This is a genomic window from Pseudomonas sp. KD5 (assembly GCF_012932895.1).
GTDB lineage: Bacteria > Pseudomonadota > Gammaproteobacteria > Pseudomonadales > Pseudomonadaceae > Aquipseudomonas.
On sequence record NZ_JDWJ01000001.1, the window covers coordinates 526,476 to 552,363 of the forward strand.

19 protein-coding genes are annotated in these 25,888 nt (G+C 60.0%); 14 read left to right on the top strand and 5 right to left on the bottom strand.

Going from position 1 to position 25,888, the window contains the following annotated elements; genetic code table 11:
* Window positions 1-10 precede the first annotated feature (10 nt).
* The 6 genes from AF70_RS02340 to AF70_RS02365 all read left to right on the top strand — a co-directional run bounded on the left by AF70_RS02340 (window position 11) and on the right by AF70_RS02365 (window position 10,479).
* Window positions 11-1,738 carry an autotransporter assembly complex family protein gene (locus AF70_RS02340; protein WP_028941244.1) on the top strand — a complete coding sequence of 576 codons (1,728 nt, stop codon included), beginning with the start codon at window positions 11-13 and terminating at the stop codon, window positions 1,736-1,738.
* Window positions 1,735-5,409: a translocation/assembly module TamB domain-containing protein gene (locus tag AF70_RS02345; RefSeq protein ID WP_028941245.1), complete on the top strand. Its 3,675-nt coding sequence runs from the start codon at window positions 1,735-1,737 to the stop codon at window positions 5,407-5,409. The genes AF70_RS02340 and AF70_RS02345 overlap by 4 nt, the downstream gene beginning before the upstream one ends.
* 298 nt (window positions 5,410-5,707) lie before the next feature.
* Window positions 5,708-6,187 carry a MarR family winged helix-turn-helix transcriptional regulator gene (locus tag AF70_RS02350; RefSeq protein ID WP_007940922.1) on the top strand — a complete coding sequence of 160 codons (480 nt, stop codon included), beginning with the start codon at window positions 5,708-5,710 and terminating at the stop codon, window positions 6,185-6,187.
* The gene (locus tag AF70_RS02355; protein WP_028941246.1) at window positions 6,177-7,646 is read left to right on the top strand and encodes an efflux transporter outer membrane subunit; all 1,470 of its coding nucleotides are present in this window, start codon (window positions 6,177-6,179) and stop codon (window positions 7,644-7,646) included. Before AF70_RS02350 ends, AF70_RS02355 begins: the two co-directional genes overlap by 11 nt.
* Before the next feature lie 15 nt (window positions 7,647-7,661).
* Complete coding sequence (locus tag AF70_RS02360; protein WP_028941247.1) at window positions 7,662-8,870, top strand: HlyD family efflux transporter periplasmic adaptor subunit; 1,209 nt, start codon at window positions 7,662-7,664, stop codon at window positions 8,868-8,870.
* A gap of 79 nt (window positions 8,871-8,949) precedes the next feature.
* Entirely contained in the window at window positions 8,950-10,479 is a 1,530-nt protein-coding gene (locus AF70_RS02365) for a DHA2 family efflux MFS transporter permease subunit (RefSeq protein WP_019580051.1), read from the top strand.
* Window positions 10,480-10,607: 128 nt separating this feature from the next.
* Here the strand turns inward: AF70_RS02365 and lpxH are convergent, their stop codons facing one another.
* Both lpxH and AF70_RS02375 read right to left on the bottom strand, forming a co-directional pair.
* Window positions 10,608-11,336: a UDP-2,3-diacylglucosamine diphosphatase gene (gene lpxH, locus AF70_RS02370; protein ID WP_028941248.1), complete on the bottom strand. Its 729-nt coding sequence runs from the start codon at window positions 11,334-11,336 to the stop codon at window positions 10,608-10,610.
* The gene (locus AF70_RS02375) at window positions 11,333-11,839 is read right to left on the bottom strand and encodes a peptidylprolyl isomerase (protein ID WP_028941249.1); all 507 of its coding nucleotides are present in this window, start codon (window positions 11,837-11,839) and stop codon (window positions 11,333-11,335) included. The genes lpxH and AF70_RS02375 overlap by 4 nt, the downstream gene beginning before the upstream one ends.
* A gap of 261 nt (window positions 11,840-12,100) precedes the next feature.
* On the opposite strand from AF70_RS02375, the gene AF70_RS02380 reads away from it, so the two are divergent.
* Both AF70_RS02380 and cysS read left to right on the top strand, forming a co-directional pair.
* Window positions 12,101-13,801, top strand: coding sequence for a glutamine--tRNA ligase/YqeY domain fusion protein (locus AF70_RS02380; RefSeq protein WP_028941250.1), 1,701 nt, complete (start codon window positions 12,101-12,103; stop codon window positions 13,799-13,801).
* A gap of 20 nt (window positions 13,802-13,821) precedes the next feature.
* Window positions 13,822-15,204, top strand: coding sequence for a cysteine--tRNA ligase (gene cysS / locus AF70_RS02385; protein ID WP_019580054.1), 1,383 nt, complete (start codon window positions 13,822-13,824; stop codon window positions 15,202-15,204).
* 66 nt (window positions 15,205-15,270) lie between these two features.
* On the opposite strand, the gene AF70_RS02390 is transcribed toward cysS, so the two are convergent.
* Entirely contained in the window at window positions 15,271-17,148 is a 1,878-nt protein-coding gene (locus AF70_RS02390) for a sigma-54-dependent Fis family transcriptional regulator (protein WP_028941251.1), read from the bottom strand.
* Between the two features lie 430 nt (window positions 17,149-17,578).
* Here AF70_RS02390 and AF70_RS02395 point away from each other — a divergent pair, with 430 nt between their 5' ends.
* From AF70_RS02395 to AF70_RS02420, 6 genes are read left to right on the top strand one after another with little or no spacing between them, the layout of a single operon-like run.
* Window positions 17,579-18,673 (top strand): ABC transporter ATP-binding protein, encoded by a 1,095-nt coding sequence (locus tag AF70_RS02395; protein ID WP_028941252.1) that lies wholly within the window; start codon window positions 17,579-17,581, stop codon window positions 18,671-18,673.
* Window positions 18,673-19,770, top strand: a complete 1,098-nt coding sequence (locus AF70_RS02400; RefSeq protein ID WP_028941253.1) for an ABC transporter ATP-binding protein — start codon at window positions 18,673-18,675, stop codon at window positions 19,768-19,770. Before AF70_RS02395 ends, AF70_RS02400 begins: the two co-directional genes overlap by 1 nt.
* A complete protein-coding gene (locus AF70_RS02405) occupies window positions 19,767-20,633 on the top strand; it encodes a carbohydrate ABC transporter permease (protein WP_019580058.1) in 867 nt (288 codons plus the stop codon). The genes AF70_RS02400 and AF70_RS02405 overlap by 4 nt, the downstream gene beginning before the upstream one ends.
* A gap of 8 nt (window positions 20,634-20,641) precedes the next feature.
* Window positions 20,642-21,442 carry a carbohydrate ABC transporter permease gene (locus AF70_RS02410; protein WP_007940908.1) on the top strand — a complete coding sequence of 267 codons (801 nt, stop codon included), beginning with the start codon at window positions 20,642-20,644 and terminating at the stop codon, window positions 21,440-21,442.
* A gap of 10 nt (window positions 21,443-21,452) precedes the next feature.
* Window positions 21,453-21,725, top strand: a complete 273-nt coding sequence (locus AF70_RS02415; RefSeq protein ID WP_018925490.1) for a DUF2160 domain-containing protein — start codon at window positions 21,453-21,455, stop codon at window positions 21,723-21,725.
* Between the two features lie 46 nt (window positions 21,726-21,771).
* Window positions 21,772-23,514: an ABC transporter substrate-binding protein gene (locus AF70_RS02420; RefSeq protein WP_007940906.1), complete on the top strand. Its 1,743-nt coding sequence runs from the start codon at window positions 21,772-21,774 to the stop codon at window positions 23,512-23,514.
* 44 nt (window positions 23,515-23,558) lie between these two features.
* Here the strand turns inward: AF70_RS02420 and AF70_RS02425 are convergent, their stop codons facing one another.
* Window positions 23,559-25,004 carry a heavy metal sensor histidine kinase gene (locus tag AF70_RS02425; RefSeq protein WP_028941254.1) on the bottom strand — a complete coding sequence of 482 codons (1,446 nt, stop codon included), beginning with the start codon at window positions 25,002-25,004 and terminating at the stop codon, window positions 23,559-23,561.
* Window positions 25,001-25,675: a heavy metal response regulator transcription factor gene (locus AF70_RS02430; protein WP_007940896.1), complete on the bottom strand. Its 675-nt coding sequence runs from the start codon at window positions 25,673-25,675 to the stop codon at window positions 25,001-25,003. Before AF70_RS02430 ends, AF70_RS02425 begins: the two co-directional genes overlap by 4 nt.
* Window positions 25,676-25,888 lie beyond the last annotated feature (213 nt).

Genomic DNA, 25,888 nt, shown 5'->3' on the forward strand with positions numbered 1-25,888 from the left:
ATCCGCGCCTATGAATGTTCCAGGAAGAATGACCAGTGGCCTGCTGATGCTGTTATCCAGCTGCGCAGCGCTGGCGCAAAGTGAATTGGATGTGCGGATCAAACCGTCCAACGATGAACTGAAGGCCAATATAGAGGGCTATATCGGTAGCCTCGGCGATCGCGATGAAGAAGCCTTGCTGCGCTTCAGTCGCGGCGCCGAAGAGCAGGCGCGCAAGGCCGCCCAGGCCTTGGGGTATTACCAGCCGCAAATCGACAGCGACGTGAAGGGCGGCAAAACGCCGCGCCTGGTGCTGAACATCGATCCCGGCGAGCCGATCCATTTGCGCAACGTCACGATACGTGTCGACGGTCCTGCCGCCTCGCTTAAATCCTTTCGTGTGCCTAAGAGCGACCTGCTTAAACCTGGCGCGGTGCTGAATCATGGTCATTATGAAGACGCCAAGCGGCTGATCCAGAACCAGGCCTCGCGTTTCGGCTTCTTCAGTGGGCGCTTCACTCGCCAGAAGCTGTTGGTGGACCCGCGCGCGGGCGTCGCCGACATCGAGTTGATCTACGACAGCGGTCCGCGTTATGCGTTGGGCAAAGTCAGTTTTGAAGGCGACACGCCGTTCGACGAAGACCTGCTGCAACGCATGGTGCCGTTCAAGGCCGGTACGCCCTATGACTCCGAGCTGATCGCCGAACTCAATCAGGCGCTGCAATCGAGCGGTTATTTCGAAGGCGTGCGCGTCGACGCAGCGCCCACCGCATCCAAGGACGACGTGATCCCGGTGGCGGTCAAACTCGACGCCCGCAAGCCGCGGACCATGGGCTTGGGTCTGGGGTTTTCCACCGACGTCGGCCCGCGAATCAAGGCCAACTGGACCCGGCACTGGGTCAACCCGCAAGGCGACAGCTATGGCTGGGAAGCCGAACTGTCGGCACCGCGGCAGAACGTCGGGGTGTTTTACGACATTCCCCTGGATCCACCGCTGACCGACAAACTGCGCTGGGCCGCTGGCTATCAATATGAAGATATCGCTGGCACCGACTCCCGCAGCAAATTGCTGACCCTCGGCCCCGAATGGCACAGCAAGTTGCCCAGCGGCTGGCAGCGGGTAGTGTCGCTCAAATGGCAACGTGAGGAATACACACTCGGTGACGACTCGGGGCTCAGCACCTTGCTGATGCCCGGCGTGAGCTATTCGTACCTGAAAAGCGACAACCGCATCGACCCGCACAACGGCTATCGCCTGCAATTCGAAACCAAGGTGGCCAAGGAAGGATTGGGTTCGGACACCAACCTGGTGTATGGCACGGCACTGGTCAAAGGCCTGACCACGGTCTTCGATAAACACCGCTTCCTCGGTCGGGTGCAGGTCGGCGGCAGCGCCACCAACGGCTACAAATCGGTACCGCCATCCTTACGCTTCTTCGCCGGTGGCGATCAGAGCGTGCGCGGTTACGACTACCAGAGCCTGTCCCCGGAGAACTCCGATGGCGACCGTATCGGTGGCCGTTACATGGTCGCCGGCAGCGTCGAGTATCAATACTCCATCGCCGAAAAGTGGCGGGTCGCAACCTTCATCGACCAGGGCAACTCCTTCAACACCCTCGAACTGCCGAACCTGAAGACCGGCGTCGGTATTGGCGTGCGCTGGGTTTCGCCGGTAGGGCCGATTCGCCTCGACCTGGCCCATGCGATGGACGACGACGGCGGCATTCGACTGCACTTTTCCATGGGGCCTGAGCTGTGAAGCGTGGTTTGAAAATAACGCTGCTGGCGATCCCGGCGCTGCTGATGCTGGTCGTGCTGGCCTTGATCATCGTGCTGGGTACGGCGACGGGCAGTCGCTGGGCGCTCGGGTTTGTGCCGGGTTTGACCGTGGAGAATTTCCAGGGCCGTTTGGGTGGACAGTGGAGCGCCGATCATCTGCTGTGGCAGCAGGACAACAGCCGGGTTGAGCTGAACCAGGCGATTTTCGCCTGGTCGCCACTGTGCCTGACGCGCATGACGCTGTGCATCGAGCAATTGCAGGCCGAGCAGGTCAGCCTGCAATTCCCGCCAGGCGTGGAAGAGCAAAGCAGCGGGCCGATCAGCCTTCCGGACTTGAAGTTGCCGCTGGCCATCGAGTTGGGTGACGTCAAGGTCGGCCGTCTGCTGTTCAATGGCAGCGAAGAGCTCAAAGGCCTGCAACTGGCGGCGCACTGGACCGAACAGGGTTTGCAGATCGACTCGGTGCACTTGCAGCGGGATGAACTGAGCCTGAACCTGTCTGGCCTGTTGCAACCGAGCGGCAACTGGCCGCTGACCGCCGAAGGCAAACTGACCTTGCCGGCGCCGGGCACCGAACCCTGGGCACTGGCTTTGAAGGTCGACGGCGATCTGCTGAAAACCCTGAACCTGAAAGCCGACAGCAGCGGTTACCTGAACGGGCAGTTGACCGGCGAATTGCAGCCACTGGTGGAAAACCTGCCGGCCAAAGTGCGCATCACCGCTGACGGCTTCAAGGCCAGCGCCGAGCTGCCGGACACCCTGCAACTCAATCAACTGGAACTCACTGGCGACGGCGACCTGAAAAACGGCTACCAGTTGCTCGGCAAAGCCACGTTGCCCGCAGAGCTTGGCCCGGTCGCGTTGTTGCTGCAAGGCAAGGTCGACGCCAAGGGCGCGCAAATCGCGGGTCTCGACCTGACCGCCAATGACAAACAAAGCCTCAAGCTCACCGGGCAACTGGACTGGAGCAAAGGCTTCAGTGCCGAAGCGAAAATCGACTGGCTGGATTTCCCCTGGCACCGCCTCTATCCGCTGATCGACGAGCCGCAAGTGGCACTGCGCAGCTTCAACGGTGAAGTCTCCTACACCGACGGCAACTACATCGGTAACTTCAAGGCCGCACTGGATGGCCCGGCCGGTGCGTTCAGCCTGAACAGCCCGTTCAGCGGCGACCTGAGCCAAATCCATCTGCCACAATTCAAACTTGAAGCCGGGCAGGGCAAGGCCGAAGGGCACCTGAGCCTGCAATTTGCCGACGGCATCGCCTGGGATACCGCGCTGGACCTCTCGGCGATCAACCCGGCTTACTGGCTCGCGGAGTTGCCGGGTACCTTGGCGGGTCCGTTACGCAGCAACGGCGAGATGAAGAATGAAAGGCTCAGCCTGACCGCCGACCTGGACTTGAAAGGCAAACTGCGCGGGCAGCCGGCGGTGCTGCAAGCCAAGGCTGATGGCGGCGGCGAGCAATGGAACCTCAATGCCTTGCAGATTCGCCTGGGTGACAACAGCATCAATGGCCAAGGCAGCCTGCAACAGAAACTCGCCGGCCAGATCGACATCAAAATGCCGCGTCTGGCCCAACTCTGGCCGCAACTGCGCGGCCAGCTCAATGGTCGGGTCAATGTCGCCGGCACGCTCAAGGCACCGCAAGGCAAGCTCGATCTGCAAGGCACGCAATTGGCCTTTGAAGACAATCGCCTGCAAAGCCTCAATCTCGACGCCACCCTCGACAGCGCCCAACGGGCGAAGATCGACCTCAAGGGCAGCGGCATCCAGACCGGCGACACGTCACTGGGCACCTTGACCGCCAGCGGCCAAGGCGATATCAAAAACCAGAAACTGACCCTCGACCTGCAAGGACCGAAACTGAAATTGGCGCTCGGTCTCGACGGCGCGTTGGATAAAGGTAACTGGCGCGGGCGTCTGGCCAGTGGCGATATCCAGGCCGGTGGTCAGGACTGGAAGCTGCAAAACCCGGCCAGGCTCGAACGGCTGGCGGACGGTAAAATCAACTTCGGTGCCCATTGCTGGATGTCCGGCCCGGCCAGCCTGTGTGGCGAAGACCAGCGCTTGATGCCCGAGCCAAAGCTGCGTTACCACCTCAAGCAGTTCCCGATCGACAGCCTGGCGCAATGGCTGCCGAAGGATTTTGCCTGGCAGGGCCGGCTCAACGCCGACCTGCAACTGGACTTGCCGGCCAGCGGCCCGAACGGCCAGATCAGCGTCGATGCCAGCGGCGGCACGTTGCGCATGAAGGAAAAGGATCAGTGGCTGGACTTCCCGTACCAGACCCTGAAACTCACCAGCAAACTCACGCCAAAACGCATCGACACCGACCTCAGCTTCGTCGGTGGCAAGCTTGGTGAGCTGATGCTGCAGGCGCAGATCAACCCGTTGCCGAAGAACAAACCGCTGACCGGCTCATTCCGCCTCAATGGCCTGGATTTGTCGGTGGCGCGGCCGTTTGTGCCGATGGTCGAGAAACTCACCGGGCATTTGAACGGCAGCGGCACGCTGTCTGGCGGGTTGTTGGCGCCGCAGGTCAACGGCAACCTTGAGCTGCGCGACGGTGAAATCTCCGGGCCGGAACTGCCGATGGCGCTCCAGGCCCTGCAACTGCAAGCCGTGATTGCCGGCGAAACCGTACAGCTGAACGGCAGTTGGAAAAGCGGCAAGACAGGGCAGGGCAGCCTCAATGGCAACATCGCCTGGGGCCAGGCACTGGTCGTGGATCTGGCGCTCAAGGGCTCGCAGTTGCCGGTCACCGTCGAACCCTACGCCGCGCTGGAAGTGGCGCCGGACCTGAAGATCTCCATGAAGGACGACAAACTGGCGATCGTCGGCAAAGTGTTGGTGCCCAAGGGCGAAATCACCGTGCGCGAGCTGCCGCCGTCGACGGTCAAGGTCTCCGATGACACGGTGATCGTCGGTCAGCAGACCGAAGAGGGCAAGCCGCCGATGGCCATGGCGATGGACATCGACGTGGTGGTCGGGGACGACAAACTCAGCTTTGCCGGGTTTGGCCTGACCGCCAACCTGCAAGGTCATGTGCACATCGGCGACAACATGGACACACGCGGCGAGCTCTGGCTCAACGACGGGCGTTATCGCGCCTACGGCCAGCGGCTGACGGTGCGTCGGGCCCGCTTGCTGTTTGCCGGTCCCATCGATCAGCCGTACCTGGACATCGAAGCGATTCGCCAGACCGACGACGTGATCGCTGGCATTCGCTTGAGCGGCAGTGCCGAACAGCCGACCACGCAGATCTTCTCCGAACCGGCGATGAGTCAGGAGCAGGCGTTGTCTTACCTGGTGCTGGGGCGTCCGCTGAGTACCACCGGTGAAGACAACAACATGCTCGCCCAGGCCGCCCTCGGTTTGGGTTTGATGGGCAGCTCCGGGGTCACCAGCGGGTTGGCCAAGGATCTGGGCATTCAGGACTTCCAGCTCGATACCCAAGGCAGCGGCAACACCACCAGTGTGGTCGCCAGCGGCAACATCTCCGAGAAGCTCAGCCTGCGCTATGGCGTAGGCGTGTTTGAACCGGCCAATACCATCGCTTTGCGTTACAAGCTGAGCAAAAAAGTCTACCTCGAAGCCGCCAGCGGCGTGGCCAGTTCGCTGGACATCTTCTACAAGCGGGATTTCTAACCCCCTGCGCGATCCCTGTGGCGAGGGGGCTTGCCCCCGTTGGGCCGCGCAGCGGCCCCAAAACTTGCCATTTCATTCCTTCTGAAACCCTGCAAATCGAAAAGCGACGACTGCTTCGCAGCCGAACGGTGCGGTGCGGCGTTCCGACAAGCCCGCTCGCCACAGGGATTTGTGGTCGTCGTTCGACAGCCATTTATCAGTCGAATACAAAGCATCCTAACTATTGCGTTGACATTGGCTGCCTAAGCAGTAATATCTCGACATACATTCACTGCCTAGGCAGCTAATTGGTGGTCAGATGAAACATTTCTCCTCATACGATTTCCATAATTGCCATCTCGGCCTCTTGCTCGGACGCGCCGCGCTGCTCAAGGACCGGATCATCGATACGCACATGGAACCCCACGGCATCACTGCCGCGCAGTTCAAAGTGTTGATCATCATGGCCCAGTTCGGCGTCGATACCCCGGCCGAGCTGTGCCGTCACCTGTCGCTGGACAGCGGTTCGATGACCCGCATGCTCGATCGTCTGGAACAGAAAGGTTTCCTTGCCCGCCAACGCTCCGAGGCAGACCGCCGCCAGGTGCAACTGGTGCTGACCGAACAAGGCCAGCAGTTGACCGACCAGCTGCCGCAGATCGGCGCCGATGCCATGAATGAACTGGCCGGTGCCATCACCCCGGAAGAATTGAAAACCCTGGAACACATCCTGAAGAAAATCCTGGTAGCGGCGGGTGACTCGATCACCTTGCTGCGGGTAGGTGGTCATGAACAGTAAACGCCTGCGTACCGGACTGAGCCTGGTGCTGTTGGCCATGAGCGTCGCCGGTTGCGCCAGTTACAGTGGCTTGAACACCGAAGGCGTCAGCCTCGATGCGAAGAACCTCAAGGCCGGGCAGTCGCTCAACGGCGTGCCCCTGTCACCTGCGGTCTGGCCGAAAAGCGATTGGTGGAAAAGCCTCGGCGACCCGCAGCTCGACGGCTTGATCCGCGAAGCCCTGCACGACAGCCCCGACATGCAAATCGCCGACGCCCGCGTTCACCAGGCCAGTGCTGCCGCCTATGCCGCCGATGCTGCACGGATGCCCACCCTCGATGCCAACGCCGGTGTCAGCCGTTCGCGTCTGGCCCGCGACAAAGATCCGAGCGGGCAGGGTGGCACTTACTCCACCGTGCGTAATCTCGGCGCCAGCTTCAATTACACCTTCGACCTCTGGGGCGGTCAGCGCGATGCCTGGGAAGCCGCATTGGGCCAGGCCCGCGCCGCCGAAGTCGATCAGCAGGCCGCGCAACTGACCTTGTCCGCCGACGTCGCCCGCGCCTACAGCGATCTGGGGCAGGCACACATCATCCATGACCTGGCCAGCGAAGACCTCAAACGCACCAAACAAATGCTCGACCTCAGCCAGCGTCGCCTGAGTTCGGGGATCGACAGTCAGTACCAGTTCCAGCAAACCGAAAGCCTTGAAGCCAGCGCCGAAGCCAGCCTGATCGACGCCGAGAAACGCCTGCAAAGCGCGAAAATCGCCTTGGCGGTGCTGCTGGGCAAAGGCCCGGATCGCGGCAACGAAATCGCCCGGCCGAAAGTCCTTCAGGCCAGCGCAGTCGCGTTGCCATCGGTGTTGCCAGCAGAATTGCTCGGTCGTCGTCCCGACCTCGTGGCCGCGCGCTGGCGGGTTGAGGCCGCGAGCAAAAATATCGCGGCGAGCAAGACCCGGTTCTACCCCAACCTCAACCTGAGCGCGGCGGCCGGTGTCGAGTCGTTGCTGGGGGATGCGATGTTCGGTTCCGCCAGTCGTTTCTTCAACATCGCGCCGACGATCTCGGTGCCGATTTTCGACGGCGGCCGCCTGCGTGCCGACCTCGATTCCCGCGACGCCGATTACGACCTCGCGGTGGCGCAGTACAACAAAAGCCTGGTGAAAGCTTTAGGCGATGTCAGCGACACCATCAACCAGTTGCACGATATCGGCCGGCAAATCGGTGCCCAGCAACACGCCACCGACATCGCCCAGGATTCTTACAACACCGTGGTCCAGCGCTACGGTTCCGGCATAGGCAACTACCTCGACGTGCTCAGCATCGAGCAGCAATTGCTCCAGGCCCAGCGTCAGCTGGCCAACCTGAATGCCGAGCAGATCGACCTGTCGATCCAACTGATGCAGGCGCTGGGTGGCGGTTTTCAGGGCGAAACCCTGACCGCCGCCAACGCAACCCCAGCCACGCAGCACAACTAATTCAAGGTACTTGTCATGGCCACTGCCGATACAACTCCAACCCCAGCTCCTGACAACGGTCAAGACACGAGCAATCCGCGCAAGCGCAAAGTGATGCTGTTTGTCCTGACGATCCTGGTGATCCTCGCCGGAGCCGGCGTCTGGGGTTATCACCAATTCTTCGGTCGCTGGAGCGAAAGCACCGACGACGCCTACGTGAACGGCAACGTGGTGGAAATCACGCCGCTGGTCACCGGCACCGTGGTCAGTATCGGCGCTGACGATGGCGATTTGGTCCACGAAGGCCAGGTACTGATCAACTTCGACCCGAACGACGCCGAAGTCGGTCTGCAAAGCGCCCAGGCTAACCTGGCCCGCACCGTGCGCCAGGTGCGCGGTTTGTATAGCAACGTCGATGGCATGAAAGCCCAGGTCAACGCGCAGCAGGCCGAAGTGCAAAAGGCTCAGGAAAACTTCAATCGGCGGAAAAACCTCGCCGCCGGCGGGGCGATTTCCCAGGAAGAACTGTCCCACGCCCGTGATGACTTGACCTCGGCGCAGAACGCTCTGGCCAACGCTCAACAACAGCTCAAGACCACCAGCGCGCTGGTCGATGACACCGTAGTGTCGTCGCACCCGGATGTGATGGCCGCCGCTGCGCAAGTGCGTCAGGCGTACCTGAACAATGCCCGTAGCACCTTGATCGCGCCGGTCACCGGTTATGTCGCCAAACGTACCGTGCAACTCGGTCAGCGTGTCCAGCCGGGCACCGCGTTGATGGCGGTGATTCCGCTGGATCAGCTGTGGATTGACGCGAACTTCAAGGAAACCCAATTACGTGACATGCGCATTGGTCAACCGGTGGACATCGAAGCTGATGTCTACGGCAGCGACGTCAAATACAGCGGCACCATCGACAGCCTCGGCGCCGGGACCGGCAGTGCATTTGCCTTGCTGCCGGCGCAGAACGCCACCGGTAACTGGATCAAGATCGTGCAGCGGGTGCCGGTGCGGATTCACATCAATGCCGAAGAACTGGCCAAGCACCCGTTGCGGGTCGGTCTGTCGACTCAGGTCGAGGTTAACCTGCGCGATCAGAGCGGTCCGGTGCTGGCACAACAGCCGCCGCAAAAGGCTTCGTTCAGCACCAGCGTCTACGACCGTCAGTTGGCCGAGGCCGACGCGATGATCACCCAATTGATCCACGATAACAGCGCCGCAGTCAGCAAAACCGCGCATCGCTGATTCGCCAATCCGTCAGCTGCGCCTGTAACGGGCGCAGCGCCGGCCCCGCTCCAAGAAATTCAGCTCCAAAGGATTCGCGATGAGCAAAAACGCCTCTTTCTCGCCGCCCAGCCTGGTGCTCAGCACCATCGGCCTGTCGCTGGCGACGTTCATGCAGGTGCTCGACACCACCATCGCCAACGTGGCCTTGCCGACGATTTCCGGCAACCTGGGCGTGAGTTCGGAGCAGGGCACCTGGGTGATCACCTCGTTTGCCGTGAGCAACGCTATCGCGCTGCCGCTGACCGGTTGGCTCAGCCGGCGCTTTGGTGAAGTGAAATTGTTTCTCTGGGCGACGATGCTGTTCGTGCTGGCGTCGTTTCTGTGCGGTATCTCGACCTCGATGCCGGAGCTGATCGGTTTTCGGGTACTGCAAGGCCTGGTGGCCGGGCCGTTGTACCCGATGACCCAGACGCTGTTGATCGCGGTCTATCCGCCCGCCAGGCGTGGCATGGCCCTGGCGTTGCTGGCGATGGTCACGGTGGTGGCGCCGATTGCAGGCCCCATTCTCGGTGGCTGGATCACCGACAGCTACAGCTGGCCGTGGATCTTCTTCATCAACGTGCCGATCGGGGTTTTCGCCGTGATGGTGGTGCGCCAGCAACTCAAGGCGCGTCCGGTGGAGACCAGTTACCAGCCGATGGATTACGTGGGGCTGATCACCTTGATCATTGGCGTCGGCGCGTTGCAGGTGATCCTCGACAAGGGCAATGACCTGGACTGGTTCGAGTCGAACTTCATCATCATCGGCGCGGCTATTTCGGTGATTGCGCTGGCGGTGTTCGTGATCTGGGAAATGACCGACAAACACCCGGTGGTCAATCTGCGGCTGTTCGCCTACCGCAACTTCCGCATCGGCACCATCGTGCTGGTGGGCGGATATGCCGGGTTCTTCGGCATCAACCTGATCCTGCCGCAATGGCTGCAAACCCAGATGGGCTACACGGCCACTTGGGCTGGTCTGGCGGTGGCGCCGATCGGCATTTTGCCGGTGGTGTTGTCGCCGTTTGTCGGTCGGTACGCGCACAAATTCGACCTGCGATTGCTGGCCGGTGGGGCGTTCCTGTGCATCGGTTTGAGTTGCTTCATGCGCGCCGGGTTTACCAACGAAGTGGACTTCCAGCACATCGCCTTGGTGCAGCTGTTCATGGGCATTGGCGTGGCGCTGTTCTTCATGCCGACCTTGAGCATTTTGATGTCGGACCTGCCGCCGAGCCAGATTGCCGACGGCGCTGGGCTCGCAACCTTCCTGCGGACCCTGGGCGGTAGTTTTGCGGCGTCGTTGACCACCTGGATCTGGATTCGCCGGGCCGATCAGCACCATGCGTATCTGAGTGAAAGCATCACTACCTATGAGCCGGCGACCCGGGAGGCGTTGAACACGCTGGGCGGGGCGGGCAACCCGGCCTACGCACAACTGGATCATGTGCTGACCAGTCAGGCGTACATGCTCTCCACCGTGGATTACTTCACGTTGCTGGGGTGGGCGTTCATGGGCTTGATTCTGCTGGTATGGCTGGCGAAACCGCCGTTTGCGGCGAAGGCGGGGCCGGCTTCGGCAGGGCATTGATTCAGTGGCGCCCGTTTAAAAGATCGCAGCCTCGCTCCGCTCGACAGCTCCTACATTGACCACGTTAGGCAATGCACCTGTAGGAGCTGTCGAGTGAAACGAGGCTGCGATCTTTTGATCTTAGGTTTTTATGGCGTAACGAAATCAAACGGCGCCAATGCAAACCCTTGCTCATCCACCTGCAACGCCCAGCCCTGACGGTCCCAATCCCCCAGCACAATGCGCTTGGCAGCTTGCTCGCCAATCTGCAATTTGTGGATGGCGGGGCGATGGGTGTGGCCGTGGATCAGGGTTTTCACACCGAATTGCCGCATGACCCGCGGCACTTCCTCAGGCGTAACATCGACAATGTCATTGGCCTTCATCCGCGTCTGCGCACGGCTTTCGCTGCGCAACTTGCGCGCTAGCTTATGCCGGGTGCCCAAAGGCAGATGGCGCAGGATGAACAGGGTGATCGGGTTACGCAGGTAGCGCCGCAGCTTCATATAACCGACGTCGCGGGTGCAAAGGCTGTCGCCGTGCATCAACAGCACCGGCTCGCCGTAAAACTGCACGACACTCGGATCTTTGAGCAAGGTACAGCCGGCCGCTTTGCAGAAGGCCTTGCCGAGCATGAAGTCGCGATTGCCGTGCATCAGGAAAATGGCCGTGCCGCTGTCGCTTAAGTTCCGCAGGGCTTGGCAGATGGAACGCTGGAAGGCTGTCATGGCATCGTCGCCAATCCACGCCTCGAAAAAGTCGCCCAGAATGTACAACGCACTCGCCGAGCGGGCGCGTCCAGCGAGCAAATCCAGAAACGCCCGGGTAATGTCCGGGCGCTCCTCTTCCAGATGCAAGTCTGAAATCAGCAGTATCACGCTTCGATGATCTCGGCTTTCTCGATGATCACGTCGTCTGCAGGTACGTCCTGGTGACCGGCCTTGGAGGTGGTGGCCACGCCTTTGATCTTGTCGACGACGTCGGTGCCTTCAACCACTTCGCCGAATACCGCGTAGCCCCAGCCCTGAACGGTCTTGGCGCTGTGGTTCAGGAAGCTGTTGTCAGCCACGTTGATGAAGAATTGCGCGGAAGCCGAATGCGGCTCCATGGTGCGGGCCATGGCAACGCTGTACTTCTTGTTCGGCAGGCCGTTGTCGGCTTCGTTCTGGATGCTTGGGCGCTTGTCTTTCTTTTCTTTCATGCCTGGCTCGAAACCGCCGCCCTGGATCATGAAGTTACCGATGACGCGGTGGAAAACAGTGTTTTCGTAGTGACCGGCCTTGACGTATTCGATGAAGTTGGCAACGGTCAGCGGTGCCTTATCAGCGTTCAGTTGCAGGACGATGTCGCCGAAGTTGGTAGACAGTTTGACTTGAGTCATGATCAGTACTCTTTATAGGAATTCGTGGGTTAGGGGCGCTTTGGCCCTCAACCGGTCCGGCCAGTGTCGGCCAAGGTGCGCAGTTTAGCGTGCCGGACGCGAATTTCGAGGCTGTTTTTCATCGCCGGCCGATTAAATGCAACCGATTGCCGGCCTGCTCTGTCAGCCACTTGACAGCATCGGCTATGATAAGCCCCTTTGATTTATAACAGCCGCTTTGATTTGGCCAACTGGCCGCGCACTTGTACGTTCAAGGATCCTATGAGCAAGCCCACTGTCGACCCTACCTCGAATTCCAAGACCGGCCCTGCCGTGCCGGTCAATTTCCTGCGCCCGATCATCCAGGCGGACCTGGACTCGGGTAAGCACACGCAGATCGTTACCCGTTTCCCGCCTGAGCCCAACGGTTACCTGCACATCGGTCACGCCAAGTCGATCTGTGTGAACTTCGGCCTGGCCCAGGAATTCGGCGGCGTCACGCACCTGCGTTTCGACGACACCAACCCGGCCAAGGAAGACCAGGAATACATCGACGCGATCGAAAGCGACGTCAAATGGCTGGGCTTCGAATGGTCCGGTGAAGTGCGCTATGCCTCGCAGTATTTCGACCAGTTGCACGACTGGGCGGTAGAGCTGATCAAGGCCGGCAAGGCCTACGTCGACGACCTGACCCCTGAACAGGCCAAGGAATACCGTGGCAGCCTGACCGAGCCGGGCAAGAACAGCCCGTTCCGCGACCGCTCGGTTGAGGAAAACCTCGACCTGTTCGCTCGCATGAAGGCCGGCGAATTCAAGGACGGCGCACGTGTGCTGCGGGCCAAGATCGACATGGCCTCGCCGAACATGAACCTGCGCGACCCGATCATGTATCGCATCCGTCATGCCCATCACCACCAGACCGGCGACAAGTGGTGCATCTACCCGAACTACGACTTCACCCATGGTCAGTCGGACGCCATTGAAGGCATCACCCACTCGATCTGCACCCTGGAGTTCGAAAGCCATCGTCCGTTGTACGACTGGTTCCTCGACAACCTGCCGGTGCCGGCGCACCCGCGTCAGTACGAATTCAGCCGTTTGAACCTGAACTACACCATCACCAGCAAGCGCAAGCTCAAGCAACTGGTCGATGAAAAGCACGTCAATGGCTGGGACGATCCGCGCATGTCCACGCTGTCGGGCTTCCGCCGCCGTGGCTACACCCCGGCGTCGATCCGCAACTTCTGCGACATGATCGGCACCAACCGTTCCGATGGCGTGGTCGACTTCGGCATGCTCGAGTTCAGCATCCGTCAGGACCTGGACGCGAATGCCCCGCGCGCCATGTGCGTGCTGCGTCCGTTGAAAGTCGTGATCACCAACTACCCGGAAGACCAAGTCGAGAATCTCGAACTGCCACGTCATCCGCAGAAAGAAGAACTCGGCGTGCGCAAGCTGCCGTTCGCCCGTGAAATCTACATCGACCGCGATGACTTCATGGAAGAGCCGCCAAAAGGCTACAAGCGCCTGGAGCCGAACGGCGAAGTGCGTCTGCGCGGCAGCTACGTGATCCGTGCCGACGAAGCGATCAAGGACGCCGATGGCAACATCGTCGAACTGCGCTGCTCGTACGATCCGGACACCCTGGGCAAGAACCCCGAAGGCCGCAAGGTCAAAGGCGTGGTGCACTGGGTGCCGGCTGCGGCCAGCGTCGAGTGCGAAGTGCGTCTGTACGATCGTCTGTTCCGTTCTCCGAATCCGGAGAAGGCCGAAGACAGCGCCAGTTTCCTGGACAACATCAACCCTGACTCACTGCAAGTCCTCACCGGTTGTCGTGCTGAACCCTCGTTGGGCAACGCACAGCCGGAAGACCGTTTCCAGTTCGAGCGCGAAGGTTACTTCGTCGCGGATATCAAGGACTCGAAACCGGGCGCTCCGGTATTCAACCGTACCGTGACCCTGCGTGATTCGTGGGGCCAGTGATCAAGTCTTAAGGAACCGTCGTGCTTACGATCTACAACACGCTCACCAAGAGCAAAGAAGTCTTCAAGCCGCTGGATGGCAACAAGGTGCGCATGTACGTCTGCGGGATGACCGTATATGACTACTGCCACCTGGGCCACGGCCGCAGCATGGTCGCGTTCGACCTGGTGACCCGCTGGTTGCGGTTCAGCGGTTACGACCTGACCTACGTGCGCAACATCACCGATATCGACGACAAGATCATCAATCGGGCCAACGAGAACGGCGAGTCGTTCGAGGCCTTGACCGAGCGCATGATCGCGGCGATGCACGAAGATGAAGCGCGCCTGAACATCAAAAAGCCGGACATGGAGCCGCGTGCCACGGATCACATCCCGGGCATGCACGCGATGATCCAGACCCTGATCGACAAGGGCTACGCCTACGCACCGGGCAATGGCGACGTGTACTACCGCGTCGCCAAGTTCATGGGCTACGGCAAGCTGTCGCGCAAGAAGATCGAAGACCTGCGCATCGGCGCACGAATCGAAGTCGACGAGTCGAAACAGGACCCGCTGGACTTCGTGCTGTGGAAAGGCGCCAAGCCGGGCGAGCCGAGCTGGCCATCGCCGTGGGGCGACGGTCGTCCGGGCTGGCACATCGAGTGCTCGGTGATGTCCACCTGCTGCCTGGGCGAGACCTTCGACATTCATGGCGGCGGCAGCGACCTCGAGTTCCCGCACCACGAAAACGAAATCGCCCAGAGCGAAGCGGCCACCGGCAAGACCTACGCCAACGCGTGGATGCACTGCGGCATGATTCGCATCAATGGCGAGAAGATGTCCAAGTCCTTGAACAACTTCTTCACCATTCGCGACGTGCTCGACAAGTACCACCCGGAAGTCGTGCGTTACCTGCTGGTGTCGAGCCACTACCGCAGCGCGATCAACTATTCGGAAGACAACCTCAAGGACGCCAAGGGCGCCCTCGAGCGTTTCTACCATGCGTTGAAAGGCTTGCCGAAAGTGGCACCGGCGGGTGGCGAAGCCTTCGTCGAGCGTTTCACCCAGGTGATGAACGACGACTTCGGCACGCCGGAAGCCTGTGCGGTGCTGTTCGAGATGGTCCGCGAGATCAACCGTCTGCGCGAGAGCGATCTGGATGCGGCGGCCGGTCTGGCGGCGCGCTTGAAGGAACTGGCCAGCGTGCTAGGTGTGTTGCAGCTTGAAGCCGATGACTTCCTGCAGGCCGGTGCCGAAGGGCGGGTCGATGCGGCTGAGGTTGATGCACTGATCCAGGCGCGCCTGACTGCCCGTGCCAACAAGGACTGGGCCGAATCCGACCGCATCCGCGACCAGCTCACCGCCATGGGCGTGGTGCTGGAAGACGGCAAGGGCGGCACGACCTGGCGTCTGGCTGACTGATCACTGCGTTTGCTACAAACAAAACCCGCCTTGTGCGGGTTTTTGTTTGCGCCACTGATCGTTCTGTCACTCGATCTGGCGCAACCGCTTGTACAAGGTATTGCGACTAACCCCCAACCGTCGCGCCAAGTGCGAAATATTTCCCCCAGCCGCCTGCAATTGCCGATTCAATGCCTCGGCATCATTCAAATCAACGGCTATCTGCTCCGGTGTATCCACCGGCTCCATCTCGAGATCGACAAAAAAATCATCCGGTAAATGTTCCGGTCGCACCGGCTGTTCCTCGGCCATGGCCAACGCCACCTGCATCACGCTGCTGACCTGACGCAAATTCCCCGGCCACGGATGACGGCCGAACAGGTCCAGCACCTCGGGGCTCAACCCGGCCCATTGCGACGGTTCACGGTGTTGTTCCCACAAGCGCTTGAACAGCGACTGCTTGTCACTGCGTTCCCTGAGCGGTGGCAGTTCCAGGGTCAAACCACCGATGCGGTAATACAAATCCTCACGAAACCGCCCCAACTGCACCTGCTCGCGCAACAAGCGGTTGGTCGCCGAGATGATCCGGATGTCCACCGGGAACAACTCGCTGCTGCCCACCGGTTGCACGCAACGTTCTTGCAATACCCGAAGTAGCCGGGCCTGGGTTGGCAGCGGCATGTCGCCGATTTCATCGAGGAACAGGGTGCCTTTGTCGGCCTTGCGGATCAGCCCGATGCTGCCTTTCTGGTTGGCGCCGGTGAATGCGCCTTTCTCGTAGCCAAACAGCTCGGACTCCACCAGTTCGGCGGGGATCGCTGCACAGTTGACGGCAATGAACGGTTGTTTGCTGCGTGAGCTGGCGTGGTGCAGGGCTTTGACGAAGACTTCCTTGCCGACCCCGGTTTCCCCGTGGATCAACAATGGAATGTCCTTCTCCAGCAAACGCTCGGCCTGGCGCACGGCTTTTTCCACGCGGCTGTCGCCAAAGTGCAGGGTGTTGAGGCTGATCGCGGCGGGCGCTGCCAGGGTGGGCTCAGTGCACTTTATTTCAGTGGTTTTCGTTTCAGTGCTCTTTTTTTCTGCAAACAGCCGCGCCTGAATCGACGCCTGCTTCGGTCGTTTCAGCACGCACTGGAAACGGTTGTTTCCTGAGGCTTGCAGGGAAAACGGCAGGCCGTCCGGCTGATTCAGCAGTTCCATCAACGAGACTTTGAACAAGCTTTCGACGCTGACCCGCGACAGGCTGATGCCCAGCAGATTGTCGGCCCGGCGGTTGGCCGACAGTACCTGACCGGTTTCATCGAAGATCAGCATCCCGGCCCATTGGCTGTCGAGGTTGTTCAACCCGGTGTTGAAGGTCAATTGGAAATGCTGGCCATGGAACAGGTTGAGGATCAGCCGGTTCTCCACGGTCTGGCTCATCATCTTGACCATGCCCAGGGTGTGGGAGGGCGGCAGGTAGCTGTCGCTGGACACATCCAGCACCGCGATCACCTTGCGCTCGGCATCGAAAATCGGCGCGGCGGAACCGGTCATGAAGCGGTTGGCCTTGAGGAAATGTTCATCGTGCTCGATGTGCACGGCCTGCTCGCAGGCCAGCGCAGTGCCGATCGCATTGGTCCCGCTGCAATGCTCCATCCAGCTGGCGCCGACGCTGAAACCACGGGTCAGGCTCGGCTCGATGAAACGCTGGGTACCCCACGACGTCAGCACCTGGCCGTGATTGTCGGCGAGCATGATCAGGCAATTGGAGTTGCTGAGGATGTTTTCGTAATACGGCAGGACTTCCTGATGGGTGGTCTGCACCAGGGAATGCTGGCTCTCCAGCAAGTGGGCGATGCCGTCTGCCGGTAACTGATCGAACGCCGGAGCGCTCTGATGATCGAGCCCGAACGCGCGGCAGCGAGACCAGGAGTCCTGGATGATGGCGTCGTGGGAGCGCTTTGAGACAGGTACGGCCATGGCGGTCGATCTCTGGGCATTATTATTTTTGTTATGAGTAACACGCTTCATGTAGCAGCTGGCGAAGCCTGCGTTCAGCGACGCAGTCGTCGTGAAATCAGGCGTCGCGGTGTATCAGGACGACCACGCAAACAGGTCTTACGACGACTGCGTCGCCGAACGCAGGCTTCGCCAGCTGCTACACAGGATGTGGGGGATTCGAGTAATCGTCTTGCTAAAGCATCCGTAGAGTGTTGTTCACTATTGTTCATTGTCAACCGCCGGATTGTTCAGTTGTTCATTCGTGGTTGTTCATTTCTGTTCAGCAACGAATGCGATTTTTATCTTGATTGAAGGGATTTCCAGCCAAATCAAACGCTTGAGATTTTTGGCACGAATGTCGCTGTAGTGCTCCGGTCGCTTGACTCAAAAAATAAAAAAAGGCCGAGCCATGTCACTAATCCTGGAACACGTCAGCCGCACCGTCGAAGGCCAGACCTGGATCGACGATGCGTGCCTTAATTTCGAACCCGGATCGTTCAACGTTTTGCTCGGTCGCACGCTGTCCGGCAAAACCAGCCTCATGCGCCTGATGGCCGGTCTGGACAAGCCCGACAGCGGCCGCATCCTGATGAACGGCGTCGACGTCACCCAGCGCCCGGTGCGTTTGCGCAATGTGTCGATGGTCTATCAGCAGTTCATCAATTACCCGACCATGACGGTGTTCGAGAACATCGCCTCGCCGCTGCGTCAGGGCGGCGTTGCCAATGAGCTGATCCAGAGCAAAGTGCTGGAAACCGCGAAGATGCTGCGCATCGAGAAATTCCTCCAGCGCCATCCACTGGAGCTCTCCGGCGGCCAGCAACAGCGCACGGCCATGGCCCGGGCGCTGGTCAAGGACGCCGAGCTGATTCTGTTCGACGAGCCGCTGGTCAACCTCGACTACAAGCTGCGCGAAGAGCTGCGCCAGGAAATGCGCGAGCTGTTCAAGGCGCGCAATACCATCGCGATTTACGCCACCACCGAACCCAACGAAGCCCTGGCGCTGGGCGGCACCACGACGATTCTTCACGAAGGCCGGGTGATTCAGAGCGGCAAGTCCTCCGAGGTCTATCACCAGCCGCAAACCGTGCTGGCGGCGGAGTTGTTCTCCGAGCCACCGATCAACCTGATGCCGGGCCGCATTGCCGGCAACGAAGTGAGTTTCGCCAATTTCGTGCACTTCCCGTTGAACGTCGATCTGCGTCCGGTGGGCGAGGGCGAGTTCCGTTTCGGCGTGCGTCCCAGCCATATCTCGCTGGTGCCGAGCAACGACGACGATCTGGAACTGGCGGTGACCGTCGAGGTGGCCGAGATCAGCGGTTCGGAAACCTTCCTGCACGTGCGCAACGAGTATTTCCTGCTGGTGCTGCACTTGCCGGGGGTGCACGAATACGACGTCGATGCGCCGATTCGCATCTATATCCCGACTCATAAACTGTTTGTGTTCGATATGCAGGGGCGGCTGGTCCAGGCGCCCGGTCGCCGTATTGCGAGGGTTGCCTGATGGCCGAAATCCGTTTGCAGAGCCTTGCCCACAGCTACACCCGCACACCAGCCGGCCCTGAGGATTACGCGATCCGCGAGATGGACCACGTCTGGGAGCAGGGCGGCGCCTATGCGCTGCTCGGGCCATCGGGCTGCGGCAAGTCGACCTTGCTCAACATCATTTCCGGATTGCTCAGCCCGTCCCAGGGCCAGGTGATGTTCGACGGCAAAGTGGTCAACGAGCTGACCCCGGAAAAGCGCAACATCGCCCAGGTTTTCCAGTTTCCGGTGGTCTACGACACCATGACGGTGTTCGACAACCTGGCTTTCCCGCTGCGCAATCAGGGCATGGTCGAAGCGAAGGTTTTCAGCAAGGTGCATGAGATCGCCGAAGTCCTCGACCTTCAGGCATTGCTGCACAAGAAGGCCCGCAACCTCACCGCCGATGAAAAACAGAAAGTCTCCATGGGCCGTGGGCTGGTGCGCGATGACGTGTCGGCGATCCTCTTCGATGAACCGCTGACGGTGATCGACCCGCACCTGAAGTGGAAGCTGCGGCGCAAGCTCAAGCAGATCCACGAGCAGTTCAACATCACCATGGTCTACGTCACCCATGATCAGCTCGAAGCCTCGACCTTCGCCGACAAGATCGCGGTGATGTACGGCGGGCAGATCGTGCAGTTCGGTACGCCACGGGAATTGTTCGAACGGCCGAGCCACACCTTTGTCGGCTATTTCATCGGCAGCCCGGGGATGAACCTGATCGACGTCCAGCCGCAGGCCGGCGGTGTCGGTTTTGCCGGGACTCACTTGCCGTTGTCCACTGCGATGCAGCAGCGGATCGCCGACAGCGAATGGAAAAGCCTGAAGGTCGGCATCCGTCCGGAGTTCGTCCATGTGTGGGAGGAGGCCTTTGATGACGCGTTGCGGGCAAAGGTCGTACACGTCGAGGACCTGGGCACCTACAAAATCATGACCCTGAACCTCGACGGCGTGCTGCTGAAAGTACGCTTGGCTGAAGACAAACCGGTGCCCGAGGGCACGGCGTACATCAGTTTTCCGGGGCAATGGCTGATGGTCTACGCCGATGATTACTTGCTGGAGGTGCAGCCATGAACAAGGTGCAGAACAACAAGGCCTGGTGGCTGGTATTGCCGGTGTTCCTGCTGGTGGCGTTCAGTGCGGTGATCCCGATGATGACCGTGGTCAACTACTCGGTGCAGGACATCTTCGACCAGTCCAGCCGCTATTTCGTCGGCGCCGATTGGTACAAGCAGGTCTTGCTCGACCCACGGCTGCATGACTCGCTGCTGCGCCAGTTCATCTATTCCGGTTGTGTGTTGTTGATCGAAATTCCGTTGGGCATCGCCATCGCCCTGACCATGCCGATCAAGGGCCGCTGGTCGTCGCTGGTGTTGATTCTCCTGGCGATTCCGCTGCTGATTCCGTGGAACGTGGTTGGTACCATCTGGCAGATTTTCGGCCGGGCCGACATCGGCTTGCTTGGGGCCAGCCTCAACGGCATGGGCATCAGCTACAACTACGCGGCCAACACCATGGACGCCTGGGTCACGGTGTTGGTGATGGACGTCTGGCACTGGACATCACTGGTGGCGCTGCTGTGTTTCTCCGGGCTGCGGGCGATTCCGGACGTGTATTACCAGGCGGCGCGGATCGATCGGGCGTCGGCCTGGGCGGTGTTCCGACACATCCAGTTGCCCAAGCTCAAGAGCGTACTGCTGATCGCGGTGATGCTGCGGTTCATGGACAGTTTCATGATCTACACCGAGCCGTTCGTGTTGACCGGTGGCGGTCCGGGCAATGCCACGACCTTCTTGAGTCAGACCTTGACCCAAATGGCCGTAGGGCAATTCGACCTCGGCCCGGCGGCGGCTTTCTCGCTGGTGTACTTCCTGATCATCCTGTTGGTGTCGTGGCTGTTCTACACCGCCATGACTCACTCTGACGCCAATCGGTGAGGCCTGCCATGAGCAAGAGAAAGCTGATTCCACTGCTGGTCTATATCCTGTTCCTGCTGGTGCCGATCTACTGGCTGCTGAACATGTCCTTCAAGAGCAACACCGAAATCCTCGGTGGCCTGACGCTGTTTCCCCAGGATTTCACTTTCGCCAACTACAAGGTGATCTTCACTGACCCGAGCTGGTACACCGGCTACCTCAACTCGGCGTACTACGTCAGCATGAACACAATCATTTCCCTGATCGTGGCGTTGCCGGCGGCCTATGCGTTTTCGCGCTACCGCTTTCTCGGTGACAAGCACCTGTTCTTCTGGCTGCTGACCAACCGCATGGCACCACCGGCGGTGTTCCTGCTGCCGTTCTTCCAGCTGTATTCCTCGATCGGGTTGTTCGATACGCACATCGCGGTGGCGTTGGCTCACTGTCTGTTTAACGTGCCGCTGGCGGTGTGGATTCTTGAGGGCTTCATGTCTGGCGTTCCCAAGGAAATCGACGAAACCGCCTACATCGATGGCTACAGCTTTCCCAAGTTCTTCGTGAAGATTTTCGTTCCGCTGATCGGCTCCGGGATCGGTGTCACGGCGTTTTTCTGCTTCATGTTTTCCTGGGTCGAACTGTTGCTGGCGCGAACCCTGACGTCGGTGAACGCCAAACCCATCGCCGCGGTGATGACCCGCACGGTCTCGGCGTCCGGCATCGACTGGGGCGTGCTGGCAGCGGCGGGGGTGTTGACCATCCTGCCGGGCATGCTGGTGATCTGGTTTGTTCGCAACCACGTGGCCAAGGGCTTTGCCCTGGGCCGGGTATGAGGAACTGATGATGGAATGGATGAGTTGGACTGGCCCGACGGCGGCGTTCTTCGGCGTCATAGCCTTGATCCTGGTGGGCATGACGACCTGGGAGTTGCGTTCGCCAAGCATTCTTCGAAAAGGTTTTCTGCCGATTACCACCACCCGTGGCGATCGGCTGTTTATCGGTCTTCTCGGCAGCGCCTACCTGCATTTGCTGGTAATCGGCGTCACCGACTGGAGCATCTGGATAGCGTTCGCGTTGTCCCTGGTGTGGCTGTTGGCTGTGATGCGTTGGGGCTAGTCGAATCGCTCGGCAATGTTGCTCCGAAACCCATAAAGGAGGTCTTATGTTCGATAAAAACAATAAGCTGCGACATAGCATTTCACTGGCAGCCATGCTGGCACTCAGCGGATTGAGCGCATCGGCCTGGGCTGATGCCTACGAAGACGCTGCGAAAAAGTGGATCGGCGGCGAATTCAAACCGTCCACCCTGACGGCCGATCAGCAACTCGCGGAATTGAAGTGGTTCATCAAGGCGGCCGAGCCGTTTCGCGGGATGGACATCAAGGTTGTCTCGGAAACCCTGACCACCCATGAATACGAGTCCAAGGTGCTGGCCAAGGCCTTCACCGAGATCACCGGGATCAAAGTCACCCACGACCTGCTGCAAGAAGGCGATGTGGTGGAAAAGCTGCAGACCGTGATGCAGTCGGACAAGAGCATCTATGACGGCTGGGTCAACGACTCAGACCTGATCGGTACGCACTTTCGCTATGGCAAGACCGAGGCGATCACCGACCTGATGGCCAACGAAGGTAAAAACTTCACCTCGCCGACCCTCGACATCAAGGACTTCATCGGCACGTCCTTCACCACCGCGCCCGATGGCAAGCTCTATCAATTACCCGATCAACAGTTCGCCAACCTCTACTGGTTCCGCGCCGACTGGTTCGAGCGGCCGGAGCTGAAAGCCAAGTTCAAGGAAAAGTACGGCTATGAACTGGGCGTGCCGGTGAACTGGTCTGCCTATGAAGACATCGCCAAATTCTTCAGCGAGGACGTCAAGGAAATCGACGGCAAGCGGGTCTACGGGCACATGGACTACGGCAAGAAAGACCCGTCCCTGGGCTGGCGCTTTACCGATGCCTGGTTCTCCATGGCCGGTGGTGGCGACAAGGGCTTGCCCAACGGTTTGCCGGTGGATGAGTGGGGCATTCGTGTCGAAGACTGTCATCCAGTCGGCTCCAGCGTGACCCGCGGAGGCGATACCAACGGCCCGGCAGCGGTTTTTGCCACCACCAAATACGTCGACTGGCTCAAGAAGTACGCGCCACCGGAAGCGGCGGGCATGACCTTCTCCGAATCCGGCCCGGTGCCGTCCCAGGGCAACATTGCCCAGCAGATTTTCTGGTACACCGCGTTCACCGCCGACATGACCAAACCGGGCCTGCCGGTGGTGAATGCCGACGGCACGCCAAAATGGCGCATGGCGCCATCGCCACGCGGACCGTACTGGGAAGAGGGCATGAAGCTTGGGTATCAGGACGTGGGTTCCTGGACATTCATGAAGTCCACGCCTGAGAAACAGAAGCTCGCGGCCTGGCTGTACGCGCAGTTCGTGACCTCGAAAACCGTGTCGCTGAAGAAAACCATCGTCGGCCTGACGCCGATCCGCGAGTCGGACATCAACTCGCAAGCGATGACCGACCTGGCGCCGAAACTCGGTGGCCTGGTCGAGTTCTATCGCAGCCCGGCGCGGGTGCAATGGACACCGACCGGCACCAACGTGCCGGACTATCCGCGTCTGGCGCAGTTGTGGTGGAGCCACATCGCCGAAGCTGCCAGCGGCGAGAAAACCCCGCAACAGGCGCTCGATGGTCTGGCCAAGGATCAAGACGCGATCATGACCCGTCTGGAACGCTCCAAGGCCCAGGCCACTTGCGCGCCGAAAATGAACCCGGAACGCGACGCGCAATACTGGTTCGACCAACCGGGCGCACCGAAGCCGAAACTGGCCAACGAGAAGCCCAAGGGTGAAACCGTGAGCTACAACGAACTGCTGAAATCGTGGGCGGATGCGCGTAAGTAATTGTCGGTAAATGTGAAACGCTAACGGCACCGTAAGGTGCCGTTTTACTTTGTGCCTGTTCCACCGCCAGGTATTGCGGTGACCTGCATTGCATTTTCGTTTTTGGGGAAAACCAGTCTGAACACGGTCATCGCACCGGGCGGGCTTTCAACCTCGGCCACTCCCTGATGCACGCTCATGATTGAGCGCACGATGGCCAGACCCAGTCCGGTGCTGCCTTGCGAGCGGGAGCGGCTGCTGTCGACCCGGTAAAAACGGTCGAACAGGTGCGGCAGATGCTGCGCTTCGATGCCCGCGCCGGGGTTGCTGACTTCCAGTGCAACCTGTGTCGCCTTTTGTTCAATATGCAGCGAAACCGTTTGCCCGGTCGGGCAGTGGCGCAGGGCGTTGGACAGCAGGTTCGAGATCGCCCGTTGAATCATCAACCGGTCGCCCAGCACGCGTGCGCTGCCGGTCACGTTCAGGTTGATGCGCTTGTCTTGCGCCGACAAGGAAAACAGGTCGGCCACTTTCTCGGCTTCTTCTTCAAGGGCGACCGGCTCGAAAGATGTGAGCGCTGCCGGGTTGCTGGCCTGCGCCAGAAACAGCATGTCCGAGACGATCCGCGCAACACGCTCCAGTTCTTCGGTGCAGGACACCAAGACGTTTTTGTACGCCTCGGCCGTGCGTTCCCGGGACAGCGTCACTTGTGCCTTGCCCATCAAATTGTTGATCGGCGTGCGCAGTTCATGGGCCAGGTCATCGGAGAACTGCGACAACTGCTGCACACCATTGTCGAGGCGATCCAGCATGAAGTTGATCCCCTGGGCCAGTTCACTGAGTTCCTGGGGCATGTCGAGCACCGACAGCCGATGGCCGAGGTCTTGCGTCGAGACCATCGCCGCCACTTTGCGAAACTCGCGCAACGGCATCAGCCCCCGCTGTACGGCGGCCCAGGCACTGAGGCCGATGAAGATCAGCAGCAGTGGCAAAGCAATCAGGGTCGAGCGCAGATAGGCGCTGAGCAACGCCTGATTGTGGGCATCGTCCATCGACAGCAGCACCGGGACGCGGGTGCCGTCCTTGATGCGGACCAACCGAGAAGCGGTCAGGTAGCGCTTGCCTTGATCGTCGGTGCCGTCGGAGAACGCCAGTGGTTCGTCGGCAGCCAGTACTGCCTTGCGTTCAAGGCGCGGGTCGGCCATGCCGGAGCCGGATTTCAACAGAGGCGTGCGCAAGTTACTGCGGTCATAAATCGTCAGGGTGAGGTTGTCATGGCCCATGACCTGATCGAGCAGAATGTGCGGCGCCGAACGAATTTCTGCGGCATCGGCGTACAGCGACAGGCTGTGTTCCACCTGTTCCATCTTCTGGGCCAGGCTGTCCCTGGATAACGCGTTCAACTCATGGGTCAGGGCAAAGTAGGCAAGGATCGCCAGGAACACCACCAGTAGCGCGCCGAGAATACTCACCGTCAGGCCCAGGCGCATCGACAGGCTGGCCGGCTTCATTCCCGCGCCTCCAGGACATAGCCGACACCGCGCAGGGTGTGGATCAACTTGCTGTCGAACGGGTCGTCGATCTTGGCGCGCAAACGTCGGATCGACACTTCGACCACGTTGGTGTCGCAGTCGAAATTCATGTCCCACACCAGCGAAATGATCTGGGTACGGGTGAGCACCTCGCCGGACTGGCGCATCAGCAGGTGCAGCAGGGCGAATTCCTTGGTGGTCAGGTCGATGCGCTGCTCGCCGCGAAAGGCGCGGTGACGGCCCGGATCAAGTTCCAGATCGGCGACTTTGAGCACCTGCGGCACCGGGATGTTTTCGCTGCGGCGCATCAGCGTGCGCACTCGCGCCAGCAATTCCGGAAACTCGAATGGCTTGACCAGATAATCGTCGGCACCCAGATCCAGACCACGAATCTTGTCGGCCAGACGCCCGCGGGCGGTGAGCATCATTACTCGGGTGGAATGGGTGCGACGTAATTGTTCCAGCACGCCCCAGCCATCGAGTTCCGGCAGGTTCACATCCAGGATCACCAGGTCGTATGCCTGCTGTTGCGCCAGATGCAGTCCGTCGGCGCCAGTGGCCGCGTGGTCAACGATATAACCACTTTCCGTCAGTCCCTGATGCAAGTATTCGGCAGCTTTAAGCTCGTCCTCGACGACAAGGATTCGCATGATCTATCACCACTTTTATTTAATGGATATTTAATTAAGGTGGCCGGGAAAGTTGTTGTTTTTGTAGGGGCTTCCGGACGGTTTTGAATAACGACTAGAGGTTGTGAGTTGCTGGTTTTCTACAGCGGTTTCCCTGTGTGATGGCGTGCAAGGTAAAGGCTGTAGTGGCTACAGGGTCAACTGAAATGCTGGGTCTTGAGCTCTGAAAATGGC

Bases quoted from the DNA above. Each gene is read 5' to 3' on its own strand.
- AF70_RS02360 (WP_028941247.1), top strand. From the start codon at position 7,662: ATGGCCACTGCCGATACAACTCCAACCCCAGCTCCTGACAACGGTCAA.
- AF70_RS02375 (WP_028941249.1), bottom strand. From the start codon at position 11,839: ATGACTCAAGTCAAACTGTCTACCAACTTCGGCGACATCGTCCTGCAA.
- AF70_RS02420 (WP_007940906.1), top strand. From the start codon at position 21,772: ATGTTCGATAAAAACAATAAGCTGCGACATAGCATTTCACTGGCAGCC.
- AF70_RS02395 (WP_028941252.1), top strand. From the start codon at position 17,579: ATGTCACTAATCCTGGAACACGTCAGCCGCACCGTCGAAGGCCAGACC.
- AF70_RS02355 (WP_028941246.1), top strand. From the start codon at position 6,177: ATGAACAGTAAACGCCTGCGTACCGGACTGAGCCTGGTGCTGTTGGCC.
- AF70_RS02410 (WP_007940908.1), top strand. From the start codon at position 20,642: ATGAGCAAGAGAAAGCTGATTCCACTGCTGGTCTATATCCTGTTCCTG.
- AF70_RS02365 (WP_019580051.1), top strand. From the start codon at position 8,950: ATGAGCAAAAACGCCTCTTTCTCGCCGCCCAGCCTGGTGCTCAGCACC.
- AF70_RS02415 (WP_018925490.1), top strand. From the start codon at position 21,453: ATGGAATGGATGAGTTGGACTGGCCCGACGGCGGCGTTCTTCGGCGTC.
- AF70_RS02340 (WP_028941244.1), top strand. From the start codon at position 11: ATGAATGTTCCAGGAAGAATGACCAGTGGCCTGCTGATGCTGTTATCC.
- AF70_RS02430 (WP_007940896.1), bottom strand. From the start codon at position 25,675: ATGCGAATCCTTGTCGTCGAGGACGAGCTTAAAGCTGCCGAATACTTG.
- AF70_RS02350 (WP_007940922.1), top strand. From the start codon at position 5,708: ATGAAACATTTCTCCTCATACGATTTCCATAATTGCCATCTCGGCCTC.
- AF70_RS02425 (WP_028941254.1), bottom strand. From the start codon at position 25,004: ATGAAGCCGGCCAGCCTGTCGATGCGCCTGGGCCTGACGGTGAGTATT.
- AF70_RS02400 (WP_028941253.1), top strand. From the start codon at position 18,673: ATGGCCGAAATCCGTTTGCAGAGCCTTGCCCACAGCTACACCCGCACA.
- AF70_RS02380 (WP_028941250.1), top strand. From the start codon at position 12,101: ATGAGCAAGCCCACTGTCGACCCTACCTCGAATTCCAAGACCGGCCCT.
- AF70_RS02390 (WP_028941251.1), bottom strand. From the start codon at position 17,148: ATGGCCGTACCTGTCTCAAAGCGCTCCCACGACGCCATCATCCAGGAC.
- AF70_RS02405 (WP_019580058.1), top strand. From the start codon at position 19,767: ATGAACAAGGTGCAGAACAACAAGGCCTGGTGGCTGGTATTGCCGGTG.